A 24,430-nucleotide genomic window follows, 5' to 3' on the forward strand; every position below is an offset into this window, starting at 1 on the left:
ATTTAACGATGGAAATAAGGTCAATTCGGAGGGGATAATGGTGTACATACCTTATAAGGGCATCTTGCCAAGCATCGAACAGACAGTCTTCGTGGCGGAAGGCGCTAAAATTATCGGTGACGTGTCGGTTGGGTCGGAATCGACTGTGTGGTACAATGCTGTACTGCGTGGGGACTTGGCTCCGATTGTAATTGGAAATCGCGTCAACATACAAGACGGCGTCATTGGTCACGTCAATACGAATCAACCTTTAATCGTTCAAGACGGGGTCTCCGTCGGACATGGGGCAATCATTCATGGCTGTACGGTAGGCAATGGCACATTGATCGGCATGGGGGCGATTGTATTGAACGGTGCCGAGATCGGTGAATATGCTTTAGTAGGAGCAGGTTCTGTCGTCACTGAAAATAAAAAGATACCGGCCTATACTCTTTCTCTCGGTTCACCAGCTAGAGTCATACGCGAGCTGACAGAAGAAGATTTGCAACGCATGAAGAGAACAACGGAAAGCTATGTGGTGAAAGGAAAGGAATATAGGATCTCTTAATCGTGCAGGTTGGAGGTTGAATCCTATGGATAAAATGAAAGTAACGTATGAAGCAATGCTCAGCTTGACCGCTGAGATGATCTGGGACGAAGCTATACGTAAACATCGTACGGAACGCATATATGAGGAAATTGACAAAGCGCTGGCTTCTGGAGATGAAACGACGTTCCGGACGTTAACGGATGAATTGAAGACGTTGAGGTAATACCCCGATGAAGAAACGCTCACCGCGATTCTTCATTTTTTTGTATAACATTGTATAATGGAGAGGAAGATACAGGAAAACGGGGGGACAGCATGAAGTTTAGTGAATTGACATTGGAGCAGTGGAAGGAATGGGAGCCATATCTCGATACGTGTGTATTGCCGATTACCGGGCTTACAGGAGAGGAGTCGCCTGTAGAAGCAGCCGAACGTCTAGAAAGATTGCGGGACTGGCTGGACGGGGTGGAGATTCCGTTTCACGGTCGTATGGTGACCTATCCTGCGTATCACTTCGTAATGGACAAGCAGCTGGAGCAGCAAGATATTTCATTAATAAATGGCGTTTGCTCCCGGCTGCGTGGGCGTGGATTTGCGTATATTGTCATAATTTCGGCTGACGTACGTATAACGAAGGACATGCTGGAGACAGCGGATGAGGTGTTCACTCCGATGGAATTGCCATGGCAGGAATTAACTTTAGTCAAACAGGAAATGAATAAACGCATACAAAAGATGTGGTTTCAATCACAAACCGTTGTATAATTGTGACAAAATATAAACAATTCATAAGGTAAAATGTGTATGTCAAGGCAATTCGACTGGTAAATTCTTGACGCTTTCATGGGGCTGGGATATTATAGTGATGTCCTAGTTAGAATGTGATTATCGTCATAGCAACTTGCCAGAACGGTTGGGTAAAGGGGGTAAGACAGTATATGAGTAAACCGCACAATAATGAGCAAACACCTCAAAAGCCGGGCAAAGAAATGTCGCGTCGACAATTTCTTACTTACACATTGGGTGGCGCAAGCGCATTCATGTTCGTCGGTCCTGCGATTCCGATGGTTCGGTTTGCCGTCGATCCACTTCTACAGAAAAAGACAGAAGGTAAATACATCAAAGTAGTGGAAGCGAACAAAGTTACGAATGAACCGCAAGAATTTAGTTTCGAAATTACACAGATTGACGGCTGGTATGAGAGCAAGCCGACGCTTGTCGCCTGGGTCAGCAAAGATCAGCAAGGCAATATCTTTGCGCTATCTCCGATATGCAAGCACTTGGGCTGTACGGTAGACTGGAACAACAATGCAAAGTTCAAGGACCAGTACTTCTGCCCGTGCCACGGCGCGCACTATACGAGAGAAGGCAAACAACTCGCTGTTGCTCGTGCACCGCTCGACGAATACAAAGTCAAAGTGGAAAACGGCTTTGTATACTTAGGTGACATCATACCGAACCAACATGTGCAGTAACAAGGAGGCGTAATAACAGATGTTTAAAGGAGTGTACAGCTGGATTGACGAACGTCTGGATATCACGCCGATGTGGCGCGACGTGGCGGATCATGAAGTGCCGGAGCACGTAAACCCCGCGCATCATTTTTCCGCATTCGTGTACTGTTTCGGCGGTTTGACGTTCTTTATTACCGTTATTCAGATTTTGTCTGGAATGTTCTTGACAATGTACTATGTGCCGGACATCGTGAATGCGTATTACAGCGTCGAATATTTGCAAACGAAAGTGGCCTTCGGCCAGATTGTTCGCGGCATGCACCATTGGGGAGCCAGTCTAGTTATCGTTATGATGCTCTTACATACGCTACGGGTATTTTTCACCGGTTCATATAAGGCTCCTCGTGAAATGAACTGGGTTGTAGGCATGTTGATTTTCTTCGTCATGCTTGGTCTTGGGTTCACAGGGTATTTGTTGCCTTGGGACAACAAAGGTTACTTTGCTACGAAAGTCAGTATGGAGATTGCGGATACTGTTCCTTACATCGGACCGTATTTGAAAGAACTGCTGCAGGGCGGTACGGTTGTCGGCGCGCAAACGTTGACTCGTTTCTTTGCGATTCACGTCTTCTTCTTGCCGGGGGCTCTGCTGGCCTTGTTGGGCGCTCACTTCTTTATGATTCGCCGCCAAGGCATTTCGGGACCGCTATAAGAGAGGAGGAATCGAGATGGCACACGGAAAATCAAAAGATGAAAAAGTTGTATATGTCGGAGACTCTCGTGTCAAGCAGAAAGTGAATGATATTACGCCGTTGGATTATACATCCTATCCGGGCAAGTCAGAGGCGTTCATTCCGAACTTTCTGTTAAAAGAATGGATGGTCGGCTGCGTCGCGTTGGTCGCGATCTTCGTACTGACTATATCCGAACCGGCACCGCTCGGCTATCCGGCGAACCCTAACAATACCGGATTCGTACCGATTCCGGACTGGTATTTCTTGTTCCTGTATCAATTTCTGAAGTATCCGTACGCAGCGGGAAGCTACGTCGTCATTGGTACGGTTTTGATTCCAGGCTTAGCATTCGGGGGATTGCTGCTCGCTCCATTCTTGGATACGGGCAAGGAGCGCCGCTTCTACCGCCGACCGATCGCATCATCGTTAATGATTCTTTCTTTGCTCTCTTGCGTCTATCTGACCAAGACCGCGTGGGATGGCTACAAGCATGAGATTGCAGAACTGAACATTACACCAGAGCATATCGAACGGGAAGAGAAAGCTCGTGAAGCGGCACTGGCTGGCAAGCCAGCCGGTCAGCCGAAGCCGAACAAATCAATTGCGATCGTCGATAAAGACGATCCTGCTTTCGCCAACATGAAAAAGGCCGGTTGTCTTGCATGTCACGCCACTGATATGAAAGGTGCTTCTGGTCCTGCCTTGCTAGGTATCGGGGATACGATGAATAAAGACCAAGTCTTGGACGTCATTAAGAACGGCAAAGGAAACATGCCGCCAATGGTGGATAGCGCCAAGGCACAAGGTCTTAATGACGAAGATATCGAGCATATCGCGGATTGGCTTGCGAAACAGAAAGCAGCACAGTAAAATAAGGATGAAAGAGAAACCTGACTGCATGAGCGGTCAGGTTTTGTTTCTGATCGTGAACCATTTCTGATCGTGTTGAAAAATTACATGCAGTACATGAAAAGGCGGGTGAACATTGCCGCTATACGATTGCATGTGGGAAAGAAGGGAATGCATGAAGCCGCTTTCGTTAATAAGCCGCAGCTTTTTATCGCGCCGCTGGGTGCTGGGATTGCTGTTCTGGTGCAACCTGCTGGGAACGATTTACGGGTACTATTGGTACAAAAGTCAGCTCATCTATACGTGGGAGCATCATCCGTTCTGGCAAATCGTCTTCGTGCCGGATAGCCCGACAGCAAGCTTGTTTTTTACCATCAGCATCGGGATGTTGCTGATCTGTCCGCGTCCGCGTTCCACATGGGGAACGGTCGTGAAAAATATAATCGAAGCGCTTGCCGTTGTCACCTCGATAAAATATGGGGTATGGGCATGTGCGATGATTGTCGCGGGAGCCTATAAAGGGTCGCCGATGATATGGCAGGATTGGATGCTTATCGGCTCTCATTTGGCCATGGCCGTTGAAGCGCTGTTGTATGTGCGCTTATTTAGCTACGGCAGTGCAAGTCTGACGATTGCGGCTTGTTGGACATGGCTCAATGACACGGTGGATTATAGCGCGGGAATTTACCCTTGGCTGCCGAGCACTTTACAGGATGATATACTTGCCGTCTGCCTGTTCACGTTCATATTGACCGGAATGAGCGTCTTGCTCGCTTGGGTAACGATGCGTCAAGCGAGAGGAAGAAGTGCTAGCTTACATATGAAGTAGAACGATAGATGCTTGTTCTAAATGTGGACATCTCCCCATACGATGATGAGGGAGGGATGTACATGCGTGCGCTCATCGTCATGTTCGGAATTTTCGGATTATGCTTGTTTGCTTATGCACCTGCAGCTGTGGCGTTGACCGGCGAAAAGCTGGATACAGGGCCTGGCGCGAATTGGCGTATGTTGGACAAACAAGCGGAGGAACTATACCGTTTTGTCGTCGCCGGAGAGTGGGAAAAGGCACAGCACAAAGTGACAGAGATGGGTAAGTTGATGACAGAGACTTCGTTCACGGGTGTGACGGGTGTTGAGGGTGTACGAGCTTTGAGCGATGCGATTGTGCAGGTGAAGCGAGCCCTGCCCGCCGTTGAAATCAATGAACCGAAGCTAATGCACGTAACGGCGCGCCTGCGCTTGGCTACGGATGCGTTAACCCATCCGAAGCAAGCAATGTGGCTGCAGTATGAGCAGGTGCTGCGTGATGATATGAGTCGTCTTATGCAAGCGGAACGAAAAGAAGATTGGCAGATCAGGGCAAACCAATGGCTGGAGCATATAGACCGGATAAGAGCGGCCGCCATCATTCAACGCAATCCACAGTCGATAGAAATAATGGAGTCCATCGTTCAGCTCGTTCAGCGGGGCGTGCAAGGTGAGATTCGAACGGCAGAAGTGAATCAAGCGCTGAATAAGTATGGAGATGTGCTGTTAAGCCAATTGTTCGGCAAGTCGAAGGAAGAACCTGCGTTAGGACCATTGCAGAATGATTCGCTGCCCATGCAGTGGACGTTCATGCTCGCATTTATCGTCTGCTTGACATTAACCTACGTTGCCTTTCAGAAGTATCGCTATGAGCAGGATGTGATTCGTCCTGGTCGTTTCAGAAAATGAGCAGGATAAAAGAAGGCCAAAACGCATTCGTCCCTGACGAATGCGTTTTTGATGTTTTAACTGAATACATTCGTGATGGTAACGACTTGAAGGAACGACTGAATCGGAAGGCGAAGTCATATTTTTCAAAGGTCGGCACGACGACCAGAGAACTGCTGAGGCATCGGCTTCGGCTCTGGCATGTCTGCTGACACGTCGATAATCCGTCATTTGTTAGCGTGTCACTGGGGTGAATAACTTGGCAGAAGTCAGCCATGAGAGAGACTCAATTGCCGCGCAGATTAAAAAAGAGCGCTTTCATCGTAGATTAGGTCGTATCTTGCATGTGAATAGCTTGATAAAATGGTGACAACGCTTACAACTAGGAGGTCCAAACCAATGAAAACGCGATTCATTAAAGGGGTAACCGTAGCATTGGCAGCAATCCTGCTGCTAGCTGGATGTTCCAGTAGATCGGGAGATACGAAGATAGATACCGATCAAACGAAGAAAAGTAGTTCGGCCGCGTCAAGAATAACTGTCGACAGCAGTGTGAATGATCCGGTTGTTCAAAGAGTGTACAAAGATATCGTGGAGGCGTTCAAGCAAGAAAATCCAGATATTGACGTCGACCTGCAGTTCCCGGGCTCTGAGCATGATAACATCTTGAAAGTAAAGATGGCAGCGAATGAAATGCCGGACGTCTTCGATACACATGGCTGGGCGCAGGTGCGCTATGGCAATTACTTGGCGGATTTGCGTGATGAAGCGTGGGTTCCTCAATTAACGGACACCATCAAAGATGTTGTCACTGACAAAGATGGCAAAGTATACGCACTCGTGTTGAGCGAAGCGAAAGACGGGTTCACCTACAATGCCGATCTGCTTGAAAAATTGAATATCCCGGTTCCAAAGACATTTGACGAATTGATGGCGGCAGCCGATAAGATTGTGAAAGAAACGAACGGCGAGACGGTTCCGTTCCACTTCTCCGGCATCGACGATTGGACGATCGGCCAATACTTCGATCTGATGGCGACACCGCTGCTCATCAGCCCGGAGAACAATGAGAAAGATGCGCTTCTGGACGGAACGTTCGATTGGACGAAGTGGACGCCACTGCCTGAGAAGTTTCAAGAGATGCACGAAAAAGGCTACATCAACAAAGATGTCATCACTGCAAAATACAGCGATGCTTCCCGTCAGTTTGCAGAGGGAAAAGTAGCATTTGTTATGGTTAACCCAAGTTTTGCGGAAGAAGTGCGCAAAATCAATAAAGACATGAAAATCGGCTACATGCCTGTGCCTGCGCTGATTGCTGGCGACGAGCCAAGCTTCTCAGGCGGCGAGCGCTTTACGATGGGGATATGGAAAGACTCCGAAAAAATGGAGCAAGCGAAAAAGTTCCTCGCATTCTTTGCCAAGCCAGAGAACATGAGCAAAATCGCCAACGTCACGATGCTTCCTCCGGGACTCAACGGCGTTGAAGCGCAGCACGAATTCTCTCCTTTCTATGAGCAATACAAAGATGTTCGTGTATTCCCTTACTTCGACCGCGTCTTTTTGCCGAGTGGAATGTGGGATGTATTGTGCAAGCAAGGTACAGAGCTCTTGGCGGGACGTACCACGCCGGAGAAATATTCCGAAGTAATGAAGCAAGAAGTAGAACGTCTGAGAAATAGATAGACGACAAGCTTATGTGAAGAGGGCGTTGTTCATCCGAGCAAGCCCTCTCTCCATTAGAGGTCAGGAGTGAGGTAGCGATGGATACGAAGAGAAAGCTATCATCGGGCAGCGTTTTGAATTTATTTTATATTCCCGCCCTAGCGCTGTTTGCTGTGTTTGTGTTCTATCCCTTTATAAAGGGAATCCAGATTTCGTTTACGAACTGGGACGGGTATTCTCAAGATTTCAGATGGATTGGCTTTGACAACTACAGCCGGATGTTCTCTGATCCGCAGATTGTTAACGTCATGAAAAACACGCTTATTTACGGTATGGGCAGCACTTTTTTGCAAAATATGCTCGGTCTGTTGTACGCTTTATACTTGAACCGCTCGATTCGGGCCAAAGGACTTATCCGAACTATCGTATATTTACCGGTTATTATTAGTCCGCTCATTATGGGCTACATCTGGTATTTCTTCTTCCAATACAACGGGGGCGCTCTGAACGATATTGTTCTATTGTTCCAGGACGAGCCGATTAACTTATTAGCAAATGCGGATATAAACGTATGGATCATCACTTTTGTCAATACGTTCCAATACATGGGGATTGCGATGGTTATTTATTTGGCCGGTTTGCAATCGATTTCAAAAGAGTATTATGAAGCTGCGCAAATTGACGGAGCATCGTCACTCAAGCAATTCCGCAACATTACACTGCCGCTGCTCGCGCCATCCATCACGATTAACGTGGTGCTCAATCTGATCGGCGGGTTGAAGCTGTTCGACGTTATTATTGCCATGACCAACGGCGGACCGGGGTATGCGTCCTCGTCGCTATCTACGTTGATGTATCATCTGTATTTCTCTAGACAAGATGCGGGTTATGCGGCTTCGCTCGGCAACCTGATGTTCATCATTATATCCGTCATTAGTATGTCTGCGCTGTACTTCTTGCGGAGAAAGGAGATGCAGCAATGATGAAAGCGTACAAAAAATGGCTCATTGCAATCGGTTCGATTTTGCTAGTTGCGATTCATACGATTCCGTTTTATATTTTGTTGACCAGCTCTTTCAAGGCGACGGACGATCTTTCTTCCAAATGGGCATTTCCGGGGTATTTGTATCTCGATAACTTCGTGAATGCTTGGAATGAAGCGAATCTCGGCAGAGCGTTCATTAATAATACCATTATTACAGGAGTTGCGATGGTTCTCGTCGTCGTCATCGGCTCGTTGGCTGCCTATCCATTAGCGCGTCATCAGACGAAGTGGAACAAATTCATGTATATGTTGTTCATCTCGGTGCTCATCGTGCCGCCGTTGGCGATTCTGGTGCCATTGTACCGTTTCTACGTTGATATCCAAGCGCTCAATACGTACTGGGGAATTATTCTCATCCATGTGACGTTCAACTTGCCGATTACGATATTTTTGTATACCGGGTTCATCGGAACGATACCGAAAGATTTGGATGAAGCGGGCATGATCGACGGATCCAGCCGTATCGGACTATTTTTCCGGCTCATTATGCCGCTGCTGAAGCCAGTGACGGCGACCGTTATTATTTTGGCGGGGGTTGCGATTTGGAATGACTATCAATTCTCGGTATTTTTCTTGGAAAAGACCGAAGTGCGGACGATCACTGTATCATTGGCGAAATTTTTCGGACAATATAACAGCAATATCGGTTGGGTTGCCGCAGGCTCGCTTATGGGGGCGCTGCCGATAACATTGGTTTATTTGGCACTGCAGAAGCAGTTCATTCACGGCTTGTCTTCTGGCGCGGTCAAAGGGTAGAAAGCGGCCTTTTGACTACGTACTAAACGGTAGGAGGGCATCATGACATTACAGAAATTGCACTCGCTGCGCTCTAAACTGCTCGTTCTGTACTTCATCGTTTTGATGATTCCGATGATTGTCATCGTGTACGTGATGCCCTCCTATTTTTATAACGTCATTACGGACAAGACGTCGATGCAGACGGAGACAATTTTGGAATCGCTGTCGAAAAATATGGAGACGTATTTAGACGACTTGGTACGGCTTACGATTACGCCTTATTTGAGCGATGAAGTTATGACTGCGCTGAAATTGAAAGCGAGTTCACGCTATAGCGAGGTAGACGATTATACGAAGCTGCTGTCGGAGCGCGCGCTGCGCAACAGCTTGCCAAATTTGATGCGCAATCTGCGGAGCGACATTCTTGGAATTGTGCTGCTGCCGCTGGACGGTTCTACTTATATGATCCCTTCCTCACAAGGGGGACAGATTACAGAGAATTACCCATTCCGGGATCAAGCTTGGTATAAGAAAGCGTACGATGCCGATGGCAAAACGGTATTCATTAGCCCGCATCCGCGTGATTATGTTACGAATCCGGCCGTGTCGCACGCCTTCTCGGTAGCCCGGCTCATTCAGGATCCAGATTCAAGGCAACCGCTCGCTGTTCTGATGGCTGATGCGGATCTGTCGATCATTAATCATTTGGTCAAGGATATCGAATTCGATGTCTCTTCGGTGGTGAGCATCTATGATCAGGACGATAAGTTGATCTTCTCCAATCACGATCTGACAGAAGAGATGCAACTGCAAGTTGTCCAAGCTGGTGAAGTGGTTAAAGGCGAGCACGATTCGTATGTCAAAATCGCGAAGAAGATGAGCAGTTCAGGATGGAGCATCGTCGTGCTGCTGTCCGAGACGGAATTAATGAATAATATCCGTTGGTTCTATATCGTCGGCGCATTGTTCGCCATTGCCGGAGTGGTGGCGACATTCCTGCTGTTCAACCTGTTATCGCGTTGGATTATCAATCCATATAACAAGCTGCTGGCCGCTATGAATCGCTTCCGGCGCGGAGATTGGCAATCGCGCATTGAAGTGAAGAGTGGTTCAGGCGAGATACATGAGTTATCGCTTGCCTATAACATGATGGCGGATCAGATTAGCGATATGGTCAAACGAGAATATATCGGCAAGCTGCAGCTGAAAGAGGCAGAGTACCGTGCGCTGCAGTCGCAGATTCAGCCGCATTTTCTCTATAATACGTTGAATGGATTTATCGGTTTGAACCGCATGAACAAGCGGGATGTGTTGGAGGAAGCCATCGTGTCGCTCAGCCGAATGCTGCGCTATACATTAGAAGATCGGACGAAGAGCACCATTCGTGAGGAATTCGATTTTTTGCAGCGATATTGCGAGCTGCAGCAGATGCGATTCGGCGACAAGTTTACATTCCGAATCGCGCATGAGGAGGAAGTCGGCGAGTATACGATTCCGAAGCTGCTGCTTCAGCCGCTCGTCGAGAACGCGATCATTCATGGCATCGAACCGCTCAGGCGTCCAGCCGCCTTGCAGGTGAATGCTGCGATGGAGCTGGTGGATGGCGAGCAATGGCTCTCGATTGTAATCGAAGATACCGGAAAAGGCTTCGATGCCGCAGCGGTCCGGCCGAATGCGGTCGGGCTGGTCAATACGAAGGAACGCTTGAACCTGCTGTACCAGTCGCCGGTCTTTGCCGTGCAAAGCGCAGTGCATGAGGGGACGAAGATTACGATTCAAATCCGGAAGGAAGAAGTGAGTGCATGAGAATTATCATTGCCGATGATGAATATCTGGTGCGCATGACTCTGGTGAGCATGATTCAAGAGATGCCGCATCCGTTTGAAATATGCGGCCAAGCGGAGAGCGGAGAGGAACTGCTTGACCTGCTGCCGGATTGCAGACCCGATATTGTGCTGCTCGATCTGCGGATGCCGGAGATGGGCGGGTTGGAGGCGATGCGCATCGGGAAAGATCAATCTCCGTTGACGCATTGGATCATTCTTACCGGCTTCTCCGACTTTGACAGTGCGCGGGAATCCGTCAAGCTGGGGGCCTCCGATTACCTGCTGAAGCCATCGAGCGCCAAGGAATTGGAGCAGGCGCTGCATAGAGTCGCCAAGATGGTGCAAGAACAGCGCAACCTGCTTCAGAAGCAGTTCGAGAGCAATTTAAACGCGGCCTTCTCGGGTTGGATTGACCCTGCATTGGCGCGCAAAGATACATTTATGGAGCGGGCGCATTATACCGGCGTCTCGTTCGCGATCGACAGTGGTATGGAAGAACGGGCGGAAGCGTTCCACCAGCAATTTTTTTCGCAGCTGCGCCTTGAGATGGAAGCTGCCGTATCAGAGTCATTCTATCCCGCTCTATTCATGCTTCCCAATGGAGAGATGGCCTTTATCGGCGCTTGGCTGCCGGAGCGGGAGGAGGAGGGAAGCCGGGTGCTGCGCAGGCTCCTGCGCAAGCTGGAAGCAGATGTGCAGGCACGAAGCGGCAAGCAGGCTGCCGTGACGTTATTCTCGACGGGGGTATGCCTCTCGTTGCAGGAGCTGCGGCTGGAGCTGAACGAATGTTCGCGCGCAGCTCCGCTGCGCGTGACGAAAGGGATTGGCAGACATTGGAGCAAGGAGCAGCTCGTCGGCCAGCACCCCGAATGGCTTATGGAACTCGGCCAACTATGGCTCGATCTGAGTGAAGCCTATAAGGCACACCATTATTTGGCCTATATGAAGACGGTTGATCGTCTCCGCCAGCATTTCATTACAGAAGGATTGCACAGTTTGCCTCAGCCTGTGGCTCAACCGATTGAAGAGTATGCTTGTGTAGCTTTGAACCGCCGAATCAGTTTACAGGGAGATGAATGGGTTCGGACACTATATGAGATCGGGGAATCGCTGCTCCAGCACCATGCTTCGAAGGATAGCGGTTCACGGATGATCGAACAGGTCATTTCCTATTTGGAACAGCATTATGCATGTGAAATCACATTGGCGGAGCTGGCCCGGGACTTCCGTGTGACGCCGAACTATTTAAGCACGTTATTTCATCAAACGACAGGCACGACCTTTGTGAAATATGTAACCCGGCTGCGGATGATGCAGGCGAAGCAGCTGCTTGCGGACCAAGCTCTGCAGGTGCAGCAGGTTGCCGAAAAAGTCGGTTATTACAGTACCAGACATTTTACGAAATGCTTCTTCGAATTCGAGGGATGCTCGCCGTCCGAATATAAGAAGAAGCGGAAGCTGCAAGATTTGCATTAAGGTATTCATGCTTGCAACAAATAGATGAAGAAAATACTTGGGAGGGGTAATGATGAATATAGTCTACAACGAGGCGGAGCAGCTTTTTCACCTGCAGACCAAAGGGACTAGCTACATGATGCAAGTGGTGAAGGGCGGTTACTTGGTCCATGTGTATTGGGGCCGCAAGCTGAGAGGAATTCATGAGATGGAGCGGATCAGCTATGTGGATCGCTGTTCGTTCCACCCGAATCCAGACCCGCGGGACCGCTCGTTCTCGACCGACACGCTCCCGCAGGAGCTGCCAGGCTATGGGTGCGGGGATTTTCGCCATCCGGCCTATGAAGTGCAGTTCGAGCAAGGAGCGACTGCTTCTGAGCTTATCTATAAAAGTCACACAATTATAAGTGGGAAGCCTCGATTAGAGGGACTGCCTGCGACATATGTCGAGTCTGAGGGAGAAGCGATGACGCTCGAGATCGAGATGGAAGATGCGGTCACAGAGCTGCGAGCGGTTATGCAGTATACCGTGTACGCAGAGCATGATGCCATCATCCGCTCTGTCCGCTATAGGAATGCGAGCACCTCAGAGATGAAGCTGCAGCGGGCGCTTAGCATGAGCGTCGACTTCCCGCATGCGGAGTTCGACTTGCTGCGCTTGCCGGGCGCTTGGGCGCGCGAACGCCACATCGACCGGCATCCGCTAGCCACGGGCACGCAATCGGTGGAGAGCCGCCGCGGGTCGAGCAGCCATCAGCAAAATCCGTTCATTGCGCTGTTGTCGCGCGGGGCGGATGAGGAGCACGGTGATGTCTATGGCTTCAGCCTCGTCTATAGCGGAAGCTTCCTGGCGCAGGCGGAAGTCGATCAATTCCGCTCGACGCGCGTCTCGATGGGGATGAATCCGTTCGACTTCGAATGGCTGCTTGAACCAGACCAATCGTTCCAGACGCCGGAAGTGGTCATGGTCTATTCTGGCGCAGGGCTGGGCGAAATGTCACGAACGTATCACCATCTATATCGTACCCGGCTATGCCGCGGACATTTCCGCGATCGCGAGCGCCCGGTGCTCGTGAACAATTGGGAAGCGACGTATTTTGATTTTACGGCAGACAAGATTGAGGCATTGGCGGGCTCGGCTGGAGAGCTAGGCATCGAACTGCTCGTACTGGACGACGGCTGGTTCGGCAAGCGGAACGATGACCGCAGCTCGCTTGGCGATTGGTTCGTCAATACCGAGAAACTGCCGGGCGGTCTGGATGATGTGGCGCGCCGGGTAAATGCGCAAGGTGTGCAATTCGGCCTCTGGTTCGAGCCGGAAATGATCTCGCCAGACAGCGAGTTGTACCGAGCCCACCCGGATTGGTGCCTGCATGTGCCCGATCGCAGACGGACGCAGGCGAGATCCCAGCTTATTCTGGACTTCTCGCGCCAAGAGGTGTGCGATGCGGTCGTAGAATCACTGTCCAACATTTTGGCGAAGGCCCCCATTTCTTATGTGAAGTGGGACATGAACCGCAATATGACGGAGATCGGTTCGGCCAGCTTGCCGCCGCAGCGGCAGCGGGAAACTGCTCATCGCTATATGCTGGGTGTATACAGCGTAATGGAGCAGGTGACAACCGCCTTCCCACACGTGTTGTTCGAGAGCTGCTCTGGCGGCGGCGGGCGCTTCGATCCCGGCATGCTGTACTATATGCCGCAGACGTGGACGAGCGATGATACCGATGCGGTAGAGCGGTTGAAGATTCAATACGGCACAAGCCTCGTCTATCCGATTAGCACGATGGGTGCGCATGTGTCAGCGGTGCCGAACCATCAGATTGGCAGAGTCACCTCCTTAGAGATGAGGGGGCATGTCGCGATGTCGGGGAACTTCGGCTATGAGCTCGATCTGACCAAGTTCACGGACGCCGAGAAGACGGCGGTTAAGGAGCAAGTAGCATTCTATAAGTCAGTGCGCGCCTTGGTTCAGAATGGGGACATGTACCGGCTGCGCAGTCCGTTCGAAGGCAATGACACGGCGTGGATGTTCGTCTCCGCGGATCGATCGGATGCGCTGCTCGGTCACTTCCGCGTGCTTGCAGAACCCAATCCAGCTAGCTGCCGCATTAAGCTGAGAGGTCTGTGCCCGGATACGATGTATCATTTAGAGCAGACTGGACGCATCTATGGCGGGGATGAGCTCATGTATGCGGGAATTTTTATACCGCAGATGGAGCACGATTTCTGCAGCATTATGTACCGATTTACAGCTTTGTAGGAACTGACCGCCACCTTTGCGCGTAATGAGCAGAGGTGGCGGTTGTGGCATAACTGTCGGAAATCTACAGTGCTTTGAACCTCTTATTTCAGAAATCGCTGAAAAGCAGCCGGATCCACTGGACGAAATATAAGTCCACACGCCGTTTACCTGTCTATGCCATACATTTTGCTGTATATTTTTCATTGGGCTTACTTCGATCACGAAAATAATGTAGTTCAACTCTACGTTCAGCACGTCAGTTGTCCACCACTTATATAGTTGTGATTTGACGAATGCGGGTGAAGCGTATAGAATGCAAATTATTAAGGAACCACTTTGGTGGAATTTAGCACAGGAGTGAGCTCCAGATTGATCACCATCTATGACATTGCCAAAAAAACCGGCTACTCACCTACAACGGTATCCAAGGTATTCAACAATTACTCCGACGTGAGAGCGAGAACGAGGCAGGAGATTTTGCAGGCAGCAGAAGAGCTCGGCTATGTGCCCAATGCCCATGCTCGCACGCTTACGACGAAGAAATCGTGGACGATTGGCGTGCTGTTCGTAGAATCATCGGGAATCGGAATTCGTCATCCCTACTTCAGTGCTGTGATTGAGAGCTTCAAGCAGGTCGCAGCTTCGAAAGGCTATGTGCTGATGTTCATCTCGAAAGACGTGGGCGGCAGGCGCAGCGGGTACTTGGAGAACTGCAAGCTTCGCGGTGTTGACGGCGTGGTCGTCATTTTGTCGGATTATGATGATCCCGACCTGCAGGAGCTGCTTGACAGCAACATCCCGTGCGTAGTCATCGATTACGATACGACGCAAGCCCATGCGGTCTACTCGGACAATATCGAGGGCAGCTACCGGGCCGTCGAATACTTGCATTCATTGGGGCATCGGCGTATCGCTCACATTACCGGCGGCATGAATACGTTTGCGGGCGCCAAGCGGGAGACGGGCTACACAACTGCGTTGAAGCGCTTGAAGCTGCAGCCGCAGGAAGCGTACATCGTAGCGGGCGCTTATTTTTCCATTGAAAGCGGATACGCTGCCATGATGAAGCTGCTTGAGCTTGAAGAGCGGCCGACCGCCATGTTTGCGGCAGGAGATCATCTGGCCTTGGGAGCTATGATAGCGGCTAAGGAGCACGGATTATCGCTCCCTCGCGATATGTCGATTATAGGATACGACGATATCGATCTAGCCCAGTATTTGACGCCGGCACTGACGACGATTCGTCAAGACAGTGTTCGTATGGGGAGCCGGGCGGCTGAGATTCTTATCCAATCCATCGATAACGACACGACCTCGTTAGAAGCGATCGTGCTGCCAGTGGAGTTAGTAGTGCGGGAGTCGTGCATCCGCGTTGAACAATAAGAATGAATATGCTTTGTGTGCGGGAACGCAGGCAGGGCGTTTCGTTCTTATTCACGGGGAAGGCAAGCCGCCGGAACCGAAATCTTTTTTTTGTGGTTTTTCGAAACCGGTTTCGATTCATATATATCAAAGGAGTTGGATGAAATGGCACAAGGAAAATGGATACTTACAAGCAAGGAAACGTCAGATCGGCTTAGTGACAAGGGGGTTGTTTCCTTCACGGCAAGAGTAGAGGGTCGAACGGCGGATATCGAGTTGGATCCTAACGTTACATATCAGACGATACTCGGTTTCGGCGGAGCATTTACCGAGGCTTCGGCGTATACGCTTTCCCGCATGAGTCAAGAGAAGCGGGCTGAAGCTATCCGCAGCTATTTCGATGCTAGCGAGGGACTGGGATACACGATTGGACGCGTTCATATTCATAGCTGCGACTTTGCGCTGGAGAACTATACGTACGTGGAGGACTTTGATTCCGAGCTGAGCACCTTCGATATTTCCCGTGATCACCGCTGGGTGCTGCCGTTAATTAAAGATGCAGTCAAAGTGAAAGGCGGAGACATTACGATGCTGGCGTCTCCTTGGAGCCCGCCCGCATGGATGAAGACGAATGGAGAGATGAATCACGGCGGTCAGCTGAAGGCGGAATACCGCGACGTCTGGGCCCGTTACTATACGAAATTTATTGAGGCGTACCGCAATGCGGGTGTGCCGATCTGGGGCATCACGATACAGAATGAGCCGGACGCGGTGCAGACATGGGATTCCTGCATTTATAGCGCGGAAGAAGAATGCGATTTTATTAAAAACCACCTCGGTCCGGTTATGCATGAAGCAGGTATGCAGGATGTGAACATCCTCATCTGGGATCACAACCGCGACATTATAGTAGATCGCGCCTCGGTTGTCCTGTCCGATCCGGAAGCGGCGAAATATGTATGGGGCACTGGCTTCCACTGGTATGTTAGCGAGGAGTTCGAAAATGTGGGAAAGGTGCATGACATGTTCCCAGACAAGCATCTCCTCTTCACGGAAGGATGCCAAGAGGGCGGCGTTAAGCTCGGCGAATGGTTTACAGGCGAGCGATACGGGCGTAACATCATCGGCGATCTGAACAATTGGACCGAAGGTTATTTGGACTGGAACATCGTATTGGACGAGACCGGCGGACCTAACCATGTGAACAATCTATGCGATGCCCCGATCATTGCGGATACGACGACAGATACGCTGCACTATAACAGCTCTTATTATTACATCGGTCATTTTAGCAAATACATTGTGCCAGGCGCCGTGCGCATAGGTTTGACGTCTGCGGTAGACGGGGTGCTGGCGACGGCGTTCCGCAACCCGGACGGCAGCATTGCCGCCGTGCTGATGAACGAGAGCGACGAAGCCCGCCAAGCTGCGATCGGTCTAGGTGAACAGATTACGGAAGCTGTGCTGCCGCCGCATTCCATCGCTACCATCCTGATCCACAGTTAAGCCGTGCCATAACCGGCGAAGCCGTTCGCTCAAGTGGGCATCCGGCTTCGCTGCACTCACGAGGAGGTTATTACGTTGGTTAACTATTCATATGAACAGCAATCATTCGTTATCGAAGGCTTTGATCAAGCGAAGCCATTCTCCAGCTTTTTGCCTGGCATGGCCGGCCTGAAAGGGATTCCGATGTGGACGTTCTATGTGAATCGCGGCCAAGCGGTATGCAGCTTCGGCATTCGGGATAAGAATTCGTCCATCATGGAATTCTCGCCTGCGAGCATCACCTATAAGAGCATTGCGACGAATGGCTTCCGCACCTTTATTAAGATTCGCGGGGTAGAGACCGTCTATGAGCCTTTTCAGACGAGCTGTCCCGATTCTGCCGCGAAGCGTGTCATGCGCATACGTCCGAACGAACTTACGATTGAGGAACAGAATGCGATCCAGGGATTGGAGACCCGTGTCACTTATTTCAATCTGCCGCATGAAGATTATGCGGCATTGGTGCGGCAAGTAGAGGTGAAGAACGTCTCGCAGCAAGCGTTGGAGCTCGAGATTCTGGACGGCATGCCGGAAATTCTTCCATACGGTGTGGAGAACGGCGGTTTTAAGGAAGTGGGCAACCTGCTGCGCAGCTGGATGGAAGTATATAATCTGGAGCAAGGAATTCCGTTCTACAAGGTGCGATCGAGCACGCATGATGAAGCAGAGGTAACCGAAGTCGCGAACGGACATTTCTATTTGTCGTTCAGCGAGGATGGTCAGCCGATCACGCCCATTGTCGACTTTGAAATCATTTTCGGCAGCAATACGTCGCTCGCTTATCCAGAGCGCTTCGCCGATACAACGCTATCCGACCTGGTTCAACAGCCGCAATACCCATACAATAAAGTGCCGTGCGGATTTACCGGCACGGCCCGGACACTGCAGCCGGGACAGAGCCTCCACATCTATACCTTGATCGGACATGTGAACGACATTGAAAAGATAAACCGGCGGGCTGCGAGCATCTGCAGCGATCAATATGTGTTACGCAAACGCCAAGAAGCCAACGACTTGACCGAGCAGCTGACCGAAGACATCGCTACACATACGTCTTCGCCGATGTTCGACGCCTATAGCCGCCAATCGTACATGGATAATTTCCTGCGCGGAGGGTATCCGTTCCTGTTCGACAATGGCAAGGATGGCTTCGTCATTCATTTGTATTCGCGCAAGCATGGCGACTTGGAGCGGGACTATAATTTCTTCTCGCTAGCGCCTGAATATTACTCCCAAGGCAATGGCAACTTCCGCGACATGAACCAGAACCGGCGCAACGATGTGTTCTTCAATCCGCAGGTAGGGACCTTCAATATTTGGATGTTCTTTAGTCTCATGCAAGCGGACGGATACAATCCGCTTGGCGTTGCGGGCTGTACGTTTCAGGTGCCGAAGGTGAACGCAGGTAAGCTGGCGGAGTGGATCAAGACCGCGGCGGCAGACAAGCATGAGCCGTTGCTGGCTATATGCAGCGGCAAGTTCACGCCAGGCCAAATTATAAATTACGTTGCCGACCACGCGGTGCCGCTTCAGATGAGCGAAGAGCAGTTCCTGACTGGTCTGTTCGCCTTGGCTGAGCAGCAGATCGAGGCTGAATTTGGCGAAGGGTTCTGGACAGACCATTGGACTTACAACATGGACCTCGTAGACGGCTATCTTGAAATCTTCCCGGACAAAAAGGAAGAGCTGCTATTCGGAGAGGATACATACGCTTTCTACGACAGTCCGGTGTATGTGCTGCCGCGCAGCGAGAAGTATGTGCTGAGCGGCGATAAAGTCCGCCAATACGGAGCTCTTATCCGGGACGAAGAGAAGATGGAGCAACTCGGTCGCAAAGTGAAGGAGACCCATTGGCTGCGTACACGTAACGGTCGCGGGGAAATCTATCGGACGAATCTGTTCGTGAAAATGCTGTCGTTATCCTTGAACAAGTTCACCTGCTTGGATCCGTACGGAATGGGCGTGGAGATGGAAGCGAACAAGCCGGGCTGGAACGATGCGATGAATGGGCTCCCAGGCTTATTCGGCTCGGGCATGAGCGAGACATTCGAGCTGAAGCGTCTCGTCCAGTTCATGCTGAATGCTCTGGATGAATACAGCAGTCGCACGATACGCGTGCCCGAGGAAATGGCCGAACTGCTGCACGAAGTCCATCAAGCTATTAAGGAGTACGCGGAAGGCCGAATGGAGCAGTTCGTCTATTGGGATCGCGTGGCATCCCTAAGAGAAAGCTATCGCGAACGCATCCGCTTCGGCATTAGCGGAATAGAAGCTGAAGTGTCTCTGGACGTTGTCCAAGCCGCATATCGGAAATTTATAGCCAAGATTGACGAAGGCATCGAGCAAGCGATAGAGTTCGGCACTGGACTCACACCGACGTACTTCCGCTTTGAAGCGGAAGCGTACGAAGCCATTACCGATGAGCAGGGACACGCGGTTATGAGCGGATACGGCCTGCCGAAGGCGAAGGTAAACGGCTTCAAGGCGTACGCCCTGCCTTATTTCTTGGAAGGTCCGACACGTTGGTTGAATACGATCGATGATCCGACACAGGCGAAACATATCTATGATCGAATCAGATCGACAGATCTGTTCGATCCGACGACGCACATGTACAAAACCTCGGTCAGTCTGGAACAGGAATCGCATGAGATCGGCCGGATGCGCGCCTTTACGCCAGGATGGCTGGAGCGGGAATCGAACTTCCTGCACATGTCATACAAATATTTGCTTGCGCTGCTTAAAGCTGGGCTGTACGAGGAGTATACGAATGAATTGAAGACGTCGCTCGTCCCGTTCCTCGACCCGGCCGTATACGGTCGAAGCACCTTGGAGAACTCGTCATTCATCGCGACCGGCGTCAATCCGGATCCGCATGTGCATGGCCGCGGCTTCGTCGCCAGGTTAAGCGGATCGACGGCGGAATTCATCAGCATGTGGAGATATATGATGGTTGGCAAGAGATTGTTCCGCATGCATAACGGCGAACTGGAGCTTACTTTCTGTCCGATCCTTCCAGGCTGGCTGTTCGATGATTCCGGCCAAGTGTCATTCAAGTTTCTCGGCAGTGTGCAAGTGACTTACCACAACCCGCGGCGAGCGGATACGTTCGGTGAAGCGGCGGCGGTCGTACGCAGTCTTACCGTCACGCTGAACAATGGTCAAGTCATCGAGGTGGACGCTGGCACCCTTCACGGTTCTGTAGCGGAAGCCATACGCAGTGGTGAAGCGGCATCCATTGATGTATACCTGACATAGCTGCGCGTTCTGAACCATAACTCGAGCTAGTGCCGCGCAAGCCGTCACCGTCATCACGGTGGAAATGGTGGAAAAGGCTGCTGGCTCAGCGGCATCTGCAATGGAAGAAAATTATTTTCGGCCGCTGAATATGGCGCTGGTGAGCAATCATGTATCGTCCAGCTACACTTTTTTCAGCGAAGCATTCAAGGCATTCACCGGAGATACTTCGTATCGTATCTGAAAAAGGTTAGAATTCGAAAAGCGATGGAACTGCTTGCTCATAGCTCCATGCGACTGGCTGAAGCAGGGAACGCGGTTGGCTTTGAGAATACGAAGCAGTTCTCGCGTATGTTCAAGGAACTGGAGGGAATATCCCCGCACGAGTACCGATTGAAGGTCGAGTGGATATTCAGTTATCTGACCCGTCCATATTGTCTGATATAGTCTGATTCCACCAATACAGTTGACCTGCAAGAGGCGCATGATTCTGAGCAGCGCCTCTTTGTCGCATCAAGCTGTATCGTCCGGATAATAAGAAAGCTAGATTGCTGAGATAGTTGACGAATGGAGCAGAAAAAACTATATTATACCCATATGGGTATATAGTGACAAGTAGTTAGGAGGAATATAGACATGACAACGGTGGAATTAACAGACAGCACGATTGAAGCTTTTATCCAGGACAATAAGCTGGTATTGGTCGACTTCTGGGCGCCGTGGTGCGGACCTTGCCGCATGATTGCGCCGACGCTCGAGAGATTGGCCGAGGAAATGGGAGAACGGGCGATTATAGCTAAGGTCAATGTGGATAGCAATCCATATGCAGCCATCAAGTATCAGGTGCAGGGGATCCCGAACTTGAAGCTGTTTTATGAAGGCAAGGAAGTGGAAGGCTTTGTCGGCGTACAGCCATTGGGAACTTTGCAGCGCGCAGTAATGAATTATGTCCGATAATGCATGTAAGACCGTGAGCTGGCACCAAGCTGCACGGTCTTTTTGATCGGCAGGACAACCAGTATGTGGCAGTGAGGCGTGATAGAAAAGGGGATACGCATTTCTTTGTTGACAATGATAATCAATATCAATTATTATAGCTAGAGAATATGATAATGATTCTCATTATCGACATAGTAAAGATATGAGGATTCAATTTTATCATCCATCATGATCACTCATCGCTACTCACTACATATCCATAGGAGGTATTTTTCATGTTACGTTCTGTTGTCCGCCATTCCGGTAAGCTTATGCTAGCTGCCGCATTAGTATGCTCGTCGCTTGTACATGCCGCATTCAATGCGCCGGTAGCGAGCGCGCAGGCCAACATTGTCGTGAAGGATTTCGCCGACCGGGAGCTGACATTAAGCAAGCCAGTCGAGAAGGTGGTCACGCTAGCTGCTGGAGATGCACAGATTGTGGCGGCATTGGGCGGAAAAGTCGTTGGTCGTCCGAACACGAGCAATAAGACATTGCCAAAAGAGGTGTTGGACGCACCGGTTATCGGATCGGGTCATGCGCCGAATTACGAGAAGATTACTTCATTGAAGCCAGAGCTGGTCATTGCAAGCAAAAGCTTGAACATAAAGGATATTAAAGCGTTGGAAGCAACTGGTGCGCTAGTGTACGTGGCCAGCTCTGAATCCGTTAATGAAATTAAGGAGAATGTGCTGAAGATCGGACAATTGCTCGGCAAGACGGAGAAAGCCAAGGCGACCGTTAACGCAATGGACATCAAGCTGCAAATTGCCGGTAAGGTCAATAAAGACAATCCGAAGAAGGCCTTAATTGTGTACGGCGCTCCCGGCACATTGCTGGCTGCACTCCCATCTTCGCTTCCAGGCGATCTGTTAACGAGAGCCGGGGGCAAAAATGTAGCTGCACAATTTCCAAAGCTGGATAAAATGTCTGGTTATGCGCAGCTGAGTGCGGAGCGTGTCATTGCAGCGGATCCAGATATTATTTTGCTCATTACGCACGGAGACCCGGAAGCAGTACAGAAAGCATTTAACGAAGAGATTAGTAAAAATGCAGCCTGGAGCAGTATGACAGCCGTGAAGAACGAAAATATCGTCGTGCTTCCTTCGCATCTGTTCGGCACCAATCCAGGTACGAAAATCGCAGACGCCTTAAATGTTCTTGCGACTCATCTGAAACAGGCGGAGTGATAACGGATGACTATCGATGCCAAGCTGAAGGCTCCCGAAGCGTTCAGCGAGGGGGTACAGAGTCAAGACCCGCGTAAGTGGAAGCGGACGGTGACCATCATTGCAACGGTAGTGCTTCTGGTGGCAGCATTTCTATACGGACTGTCGACAGGGGCGGTATCCATTCCCGTTAAGACGATATGGGAGGTGCTTATTCACCGCGAGCCTTCGACCGATGATCAGATTATTTGGAACTTCCGGCTGCCGCGCACCTTGTTGGCTATGGTGGTAGGGAGCTCCTTAGCCATCTCCGGCGCATTTATGCAAGGAGTCATGCGCAACCCGCTTGCCGATCCGGGCATTATCGGCGTATCGGCAGGAGCGGGCCTGATGGCCGTCATCATCATGCTCATTTTTCCGGAAATGATTTATTTGGTTCCGGCAGCCGCTTTTGTTGGTGCATGGGTCGCCGTTATGATTACTTACAGCCTCGCCTGGAAGAAAGGGGCCTCGCCGCTGCGCATCATCTTGGCAGGGGTAGCCGTCAACGCTTTGGCAGGGGCTGTCACATCAGGCATTATGCAGCTATACAGCGACAGAGTGCAAGCCGTGCTGCCTTGGCTGTCTGGAGGTCTTGCCGGTGTGAGCTGGTACCATCTCCAGATGGTGCTGCCTTACTTTGCCGTTGCTCTCCTCCTGTCGGTGTTCGGCATTAGGCATGCGAATGTTCTGCTGCTTGGCGATGAGGCAGCGAAGCTGCTCGGGCATCCGACGGAAAAGAGTCGTCTGTTCCTTATTTCGATCAGCACCCTGCTGGCCGGCATCGCCGTGAGCGTGTCAGGATTGATAGGCTTCGTTGGCCTTGTCGTCCCGCATATGGTACGGCTAATTGTCGGCAACAACTATGCGTACTTGCTGCCGGTATCCGCCCTGGGCGGTGCGGCGCTGGTCGTGTTCGCCGATACAGCCGCACGGAGCTGGTTCGACCCGTTGGAATTGCCAGTAGGAATTTTGCTGGCCGTGGTGGGGGCACCATTCTTCCTCTATTTATTAAGACGCGGAGGTGTGTTCAGTGGCCGTGCTTAGTGCGGAACAGCTGTGCTTCGACATGTCACAGCATTTTGGAATTAAGGATGTGTCCCTTTATGCTGAGCAGGGTGAGCGGATTAGCATTATTGGACCTAACGGCTCAGGCAAGTCTACGCTGCTGAAGCTTATGGCCAGACTGCTCAAGCCGCATCAGGGTCTGGTTATGCTGGATGGCAAGGATATCGCGGTTATGAAAGGGAGAGAGACGGCGAAAGCGCTGTCGATGCTGACCCAAATTCAGCCGCAGCTGACCGACATGACCGTCCGCGATCTGGTGCAGTATGGTCGACATCCCCACAGCAGCATGCTGTCAGGCACATCCCGAGAAGACCGCGCCGTGACGGAATGGGCCATCAGCGCCACGCGCATGGAGACATTGGCTGATCGGCCGCTGGAATCGTTATCTGGAGGAGAGCGCCAACGCGCATGGATTGCGATGGCTTTAGCCCAACAGCCGAAGGTCCTGCTGTTGGATGAACCGACGACCTATTTGGATATTGCTAACCAGCTTGAGGTTCTGGAGCTGATGAACCAGCTGAATGGACAGATGAACATGACGATTGTGATGGTGCTGCACGATATCAATCAGGCGGCTCAATACAGCGATCGCATGATTGTGATGCATGACGGAAGCGTCGTTCATCATGGACCACCCCGTGACGTGATGACACCGGACATGTTCGAGAGCGTGTTCCGCATCCGGGTTCGCATTCATCAAGAAGAAGCATATCCCTATATATTTCCGCTGGCTGTTGCGGCCGGCACCCTATGAGAGGTTGTTCAAGAAGTCGAAGTCGAGAATGATTTCGATA

22 protein-coding genes are annotated in these 24,430 nt (G+C 50.8%); all 22 read left to right on the plus strand.

The annotated features are described in order from the left end of the window. Positions 1-40 precede the first annotated feature (40 nt). Complete coding sequence (locus A372_RS0115860) at positions 41-547, plus strand: gamma carbonic anhydrase family protein (RefSeq protein ID WP_026011104.1); 507 nt, start codon at positions 41-43, stop codon at positions 545-547. A 25-nt stretch (positions 548-572) separates the two neighbouring features. Then, positions 573-752 carry an IDEAL domain-containing protein gene (locus A372_RS0115865; protein WP_019421857.1) on the plus strand — a complete coding sequence of 60 codons (180 nt, stop codon included), beginning with the start codon at positions 573-575 and terminating at the stop codon, positions 750-752. A 92-nt stretch (positions 753-844) separates the two neighbouring features. After that, positions 845-1,294: a DUF2487 family protein gene (locus tag A372_RS0115870; protein WP_019421858.1), complete on the plus strand. Its 450-nt coding sequence runs from the start codon at positions 845-847 to the stop codon at positions 1,292-1,294. Between the two features lie 173 nt (positions 1,295-1,467). Next, positions 1,468-2,004: a QcrA and Rieske domain-containing protein gene (locus A372_RS0115875; RefSeq protein ID WP_019421859.1), complete on the plus strand. Its 537-nt coding sequence runs from the start codon at positions 1,468-1,470 to the stop codon at positions 2,002-2,004. 19 nt (positions 2,005-2,023) lie between these two features. After that, a complete protein-coding gene (gene qcrB, locus A372_RS0115880) occupies positions 2,024-2,695 on the plus strand; it encodes a menaquinol-cytochrome c reductase cytochrome b subunit (protein WP_019421860.1) in 672 nt (223 codons plus the stop codon). Between the two features lie 16 nt (positions 2,696-2,711). Continuing rightward, positions 2,712-3,587, plus strand: coding sequence for a menaquinol-cytochrome c reductase cytochrome b/c subunit (locus tag A372_RS0115885; RefSeq protein WP_019421861.1), 876 nt, complete (start codon positions 2,712-2,714; stop codon positions 3,585-3,587). Positions 3,588-3,741: 154 nt separating this feature from the next. Next, positions 3,742-4,395 carry a DUF1405 domain-containing protein gene (locus tag A372_RS0115890; protein ID WP_019421862.1) on the plus strand — a complete coding sequence of 218 codons (654 nt, stop codon included), beginning with the start codon at positions 3,742-3,744 and terminating at the stop codon, positions 4,393-4,395. Positions 4,396-4,457: 62 nt separating this feature from the next. Beyond that, positions 4,458-5,285, plus strand: a complete 828-nt coding sequence (locus tag A372_RS0115895; RefSeq protein WP_019421863.1) for a sporulation protein YpjB — start codon at positions 4,458-4,460, stop codon at positions 5,283-5,285. 378 nt (positions 5,286-5,663) lie between these two features. Then, a complete protein-coding gene (locus A372_RS0115900) occupies positions 5,664-6,950 on the plus strand; it encodes an ABC transporter substrate-binding protein (protein WP_019421865.1) in 1,287 nt (428 codons plus the stop codon). A gap of 77 nt (positions 6,951-7,027) precedes the next feature. Continuing rightward, complete coding sequence (locus A372_RS0115905) at positions 7,028-7,912, plus strand: carbohydrate ABC transporter permease (RefSeq protein ID WP_019421866.1); 885 nt, start codon at positions 7,028-7,030, stop codon at positions 7,910-7,912. Beyond that, positions 7,909-8,730, plus strand: coding sequence for a carbohydrate ABC transporter permease (locus A372_RS0115910; protein WP_019421867.1), 822 nt, complete (start codon positions 7,909-7,911; stop codon positions 8,728-8,730). Before A372_RS0115905 ends, A372_RS0115910 begins: the two co-directional genes overlap by 4 nt. A 42-nt stretch (positions 8,731-8,772) precedes the next feature. Continuing rightward, positions 8,773-10,518 (plus strand): sensor histidine kinase, encoded by a 1,746-nt coding sequence (locus A372_RS0115915; RefSeq protein WP_019421868.1) that lies wholly within the window; start codon positions 8,773-8,775, stop codon positions 10,516-10,518. Further along, positions 10,515-12,014, plus strand: coding sequence for a helix-turn-helix domain-containing protein (locus A372_RS0115920; RefSeq protein ID WP_019421869.1), 1,500 nt, complete (start codon positions 10,515-10,517; stop codon positions 12,012-12,014). Before A372_RS0115915 ends, A372_RS0115920 begins: the two co-directional genes overlap by 4 nt. A 52-nt stretch (positions 12,015-12,066) precedes the next feature. Then, the gene (locus A372_RS0115925) at positions 12,067-14,256 is read left to right on the plus strand and encodes an alpha-galactosidase (protein ID WP_019421870.1); all 2,190 of its coding nucleotides are present in this window, start codon (positions 12,067-12,069) and stop codon (positions 14,254-14,256) included. 351 nt (positions 14,257-14,607) lie between these two features. Further along, positions 14,608-15,621, plus strand: a complete 1,014-nt coding sequence (locus A372_RS0115930; RefSeq protein WP_019421871.1) for a LacI family DNA-binding transcriptional regulator — start codon at positions 14,608-14,610, stop codon at positions 15,619-15,621. Between the two features lie 144 nt (positions 15,622-15,765). Then, positions 15,766-17,106 carry a glycoside hydrolase family 30 protein gene (locus A372_RS0115935; protein WP_019421872.1) on the plus strand — a complete coding sequence of 447 codons (1,341 nt, stop codon included), beginning with the start codon at positions 15,766-15,768 and terminating at the stop codon, positions 17,104-17,106. A gap of 75 nt (positions 17,107-17,181) precedes the next feature. Next, on the plus strand, positions 17,182-20,403 hold the full coding sequence (locus tag A372_RS0115940) for a hypothetical protein (protein WP_019421873.1): 3,222 nt from the start codon (positions 17,182-17,184) through the stop codon (positions 20,401-20,403). 219 nt (positions 20,404-20,622) lie between these two features. Next, positions 20,623-20,829, plus strand: a complete 207-nt coding sequence (locus A372_RS39300) for a helix-turn-helix domain-containing protein (protein WP_337483981.1) — start codon at positions 20,623-20,625, stop codon at positions 20,827-20,829. A 189-nt stretch (positions 20,830-21,018) separates the two neighbouring features. Beyond that, positions 21,019-21,339, plus strand: coding sequence for a thioredoxin (gene trxA / locus A372_RS0115950; protein ID WP_019421875.1), 321 nt, complete (start codon positions 21,019-21,021; stop codon positions 21,337-21,339). Positions 21,340-21,596: 257 nt separating this feature from the next. Further along, entirely contained in the window at positions 21,597-22,550 is a 954-nt protein-coding gene (locus A372_RS0115955; RefSeq protein WP_019421876.1) for an ABC transporter substrate-binding protein, read from the plus strand. Positions 22,551-22,556: 6 nt separating this feature from the next. Then, positions 22,557-23,615: a FecCD family ABC transporter permease gene (locus A372_RS0115960; RefSeq protein WP_019421877.1), complete on the plus strand. Its 1,059-nt coding sequence runs from the start codon at positions 22,557-22,559 to the stop codon at positions 23,613-23,615. Further along, entirely contained in the window at positions 23,608-24,390 is a 783-nt protein-coding gene (locus A372_RS34060; RefSeq protein ID WP_036704431.1) for an ABC transporter ATP-binding protein, read from the plus strand. Before A372_RS0115960 ends, A372_RS34060 begins: the two co-directional genes overlap by 8 nt. Positions 24,391-24,430 lie beyond the last annotated feature (40 nt).

Origin of the sequence: Paenibacillus sp. OSY-SE (genome assembly GCF_000283315.1) — a bacterium.
Classification (GTDB): domain Bacteria; phylum Bacillota; class Bacilli; order Paenibacillales; family Paenibacillaceae; genus Paenibacillus_B; species Paenibacillus_B profundus.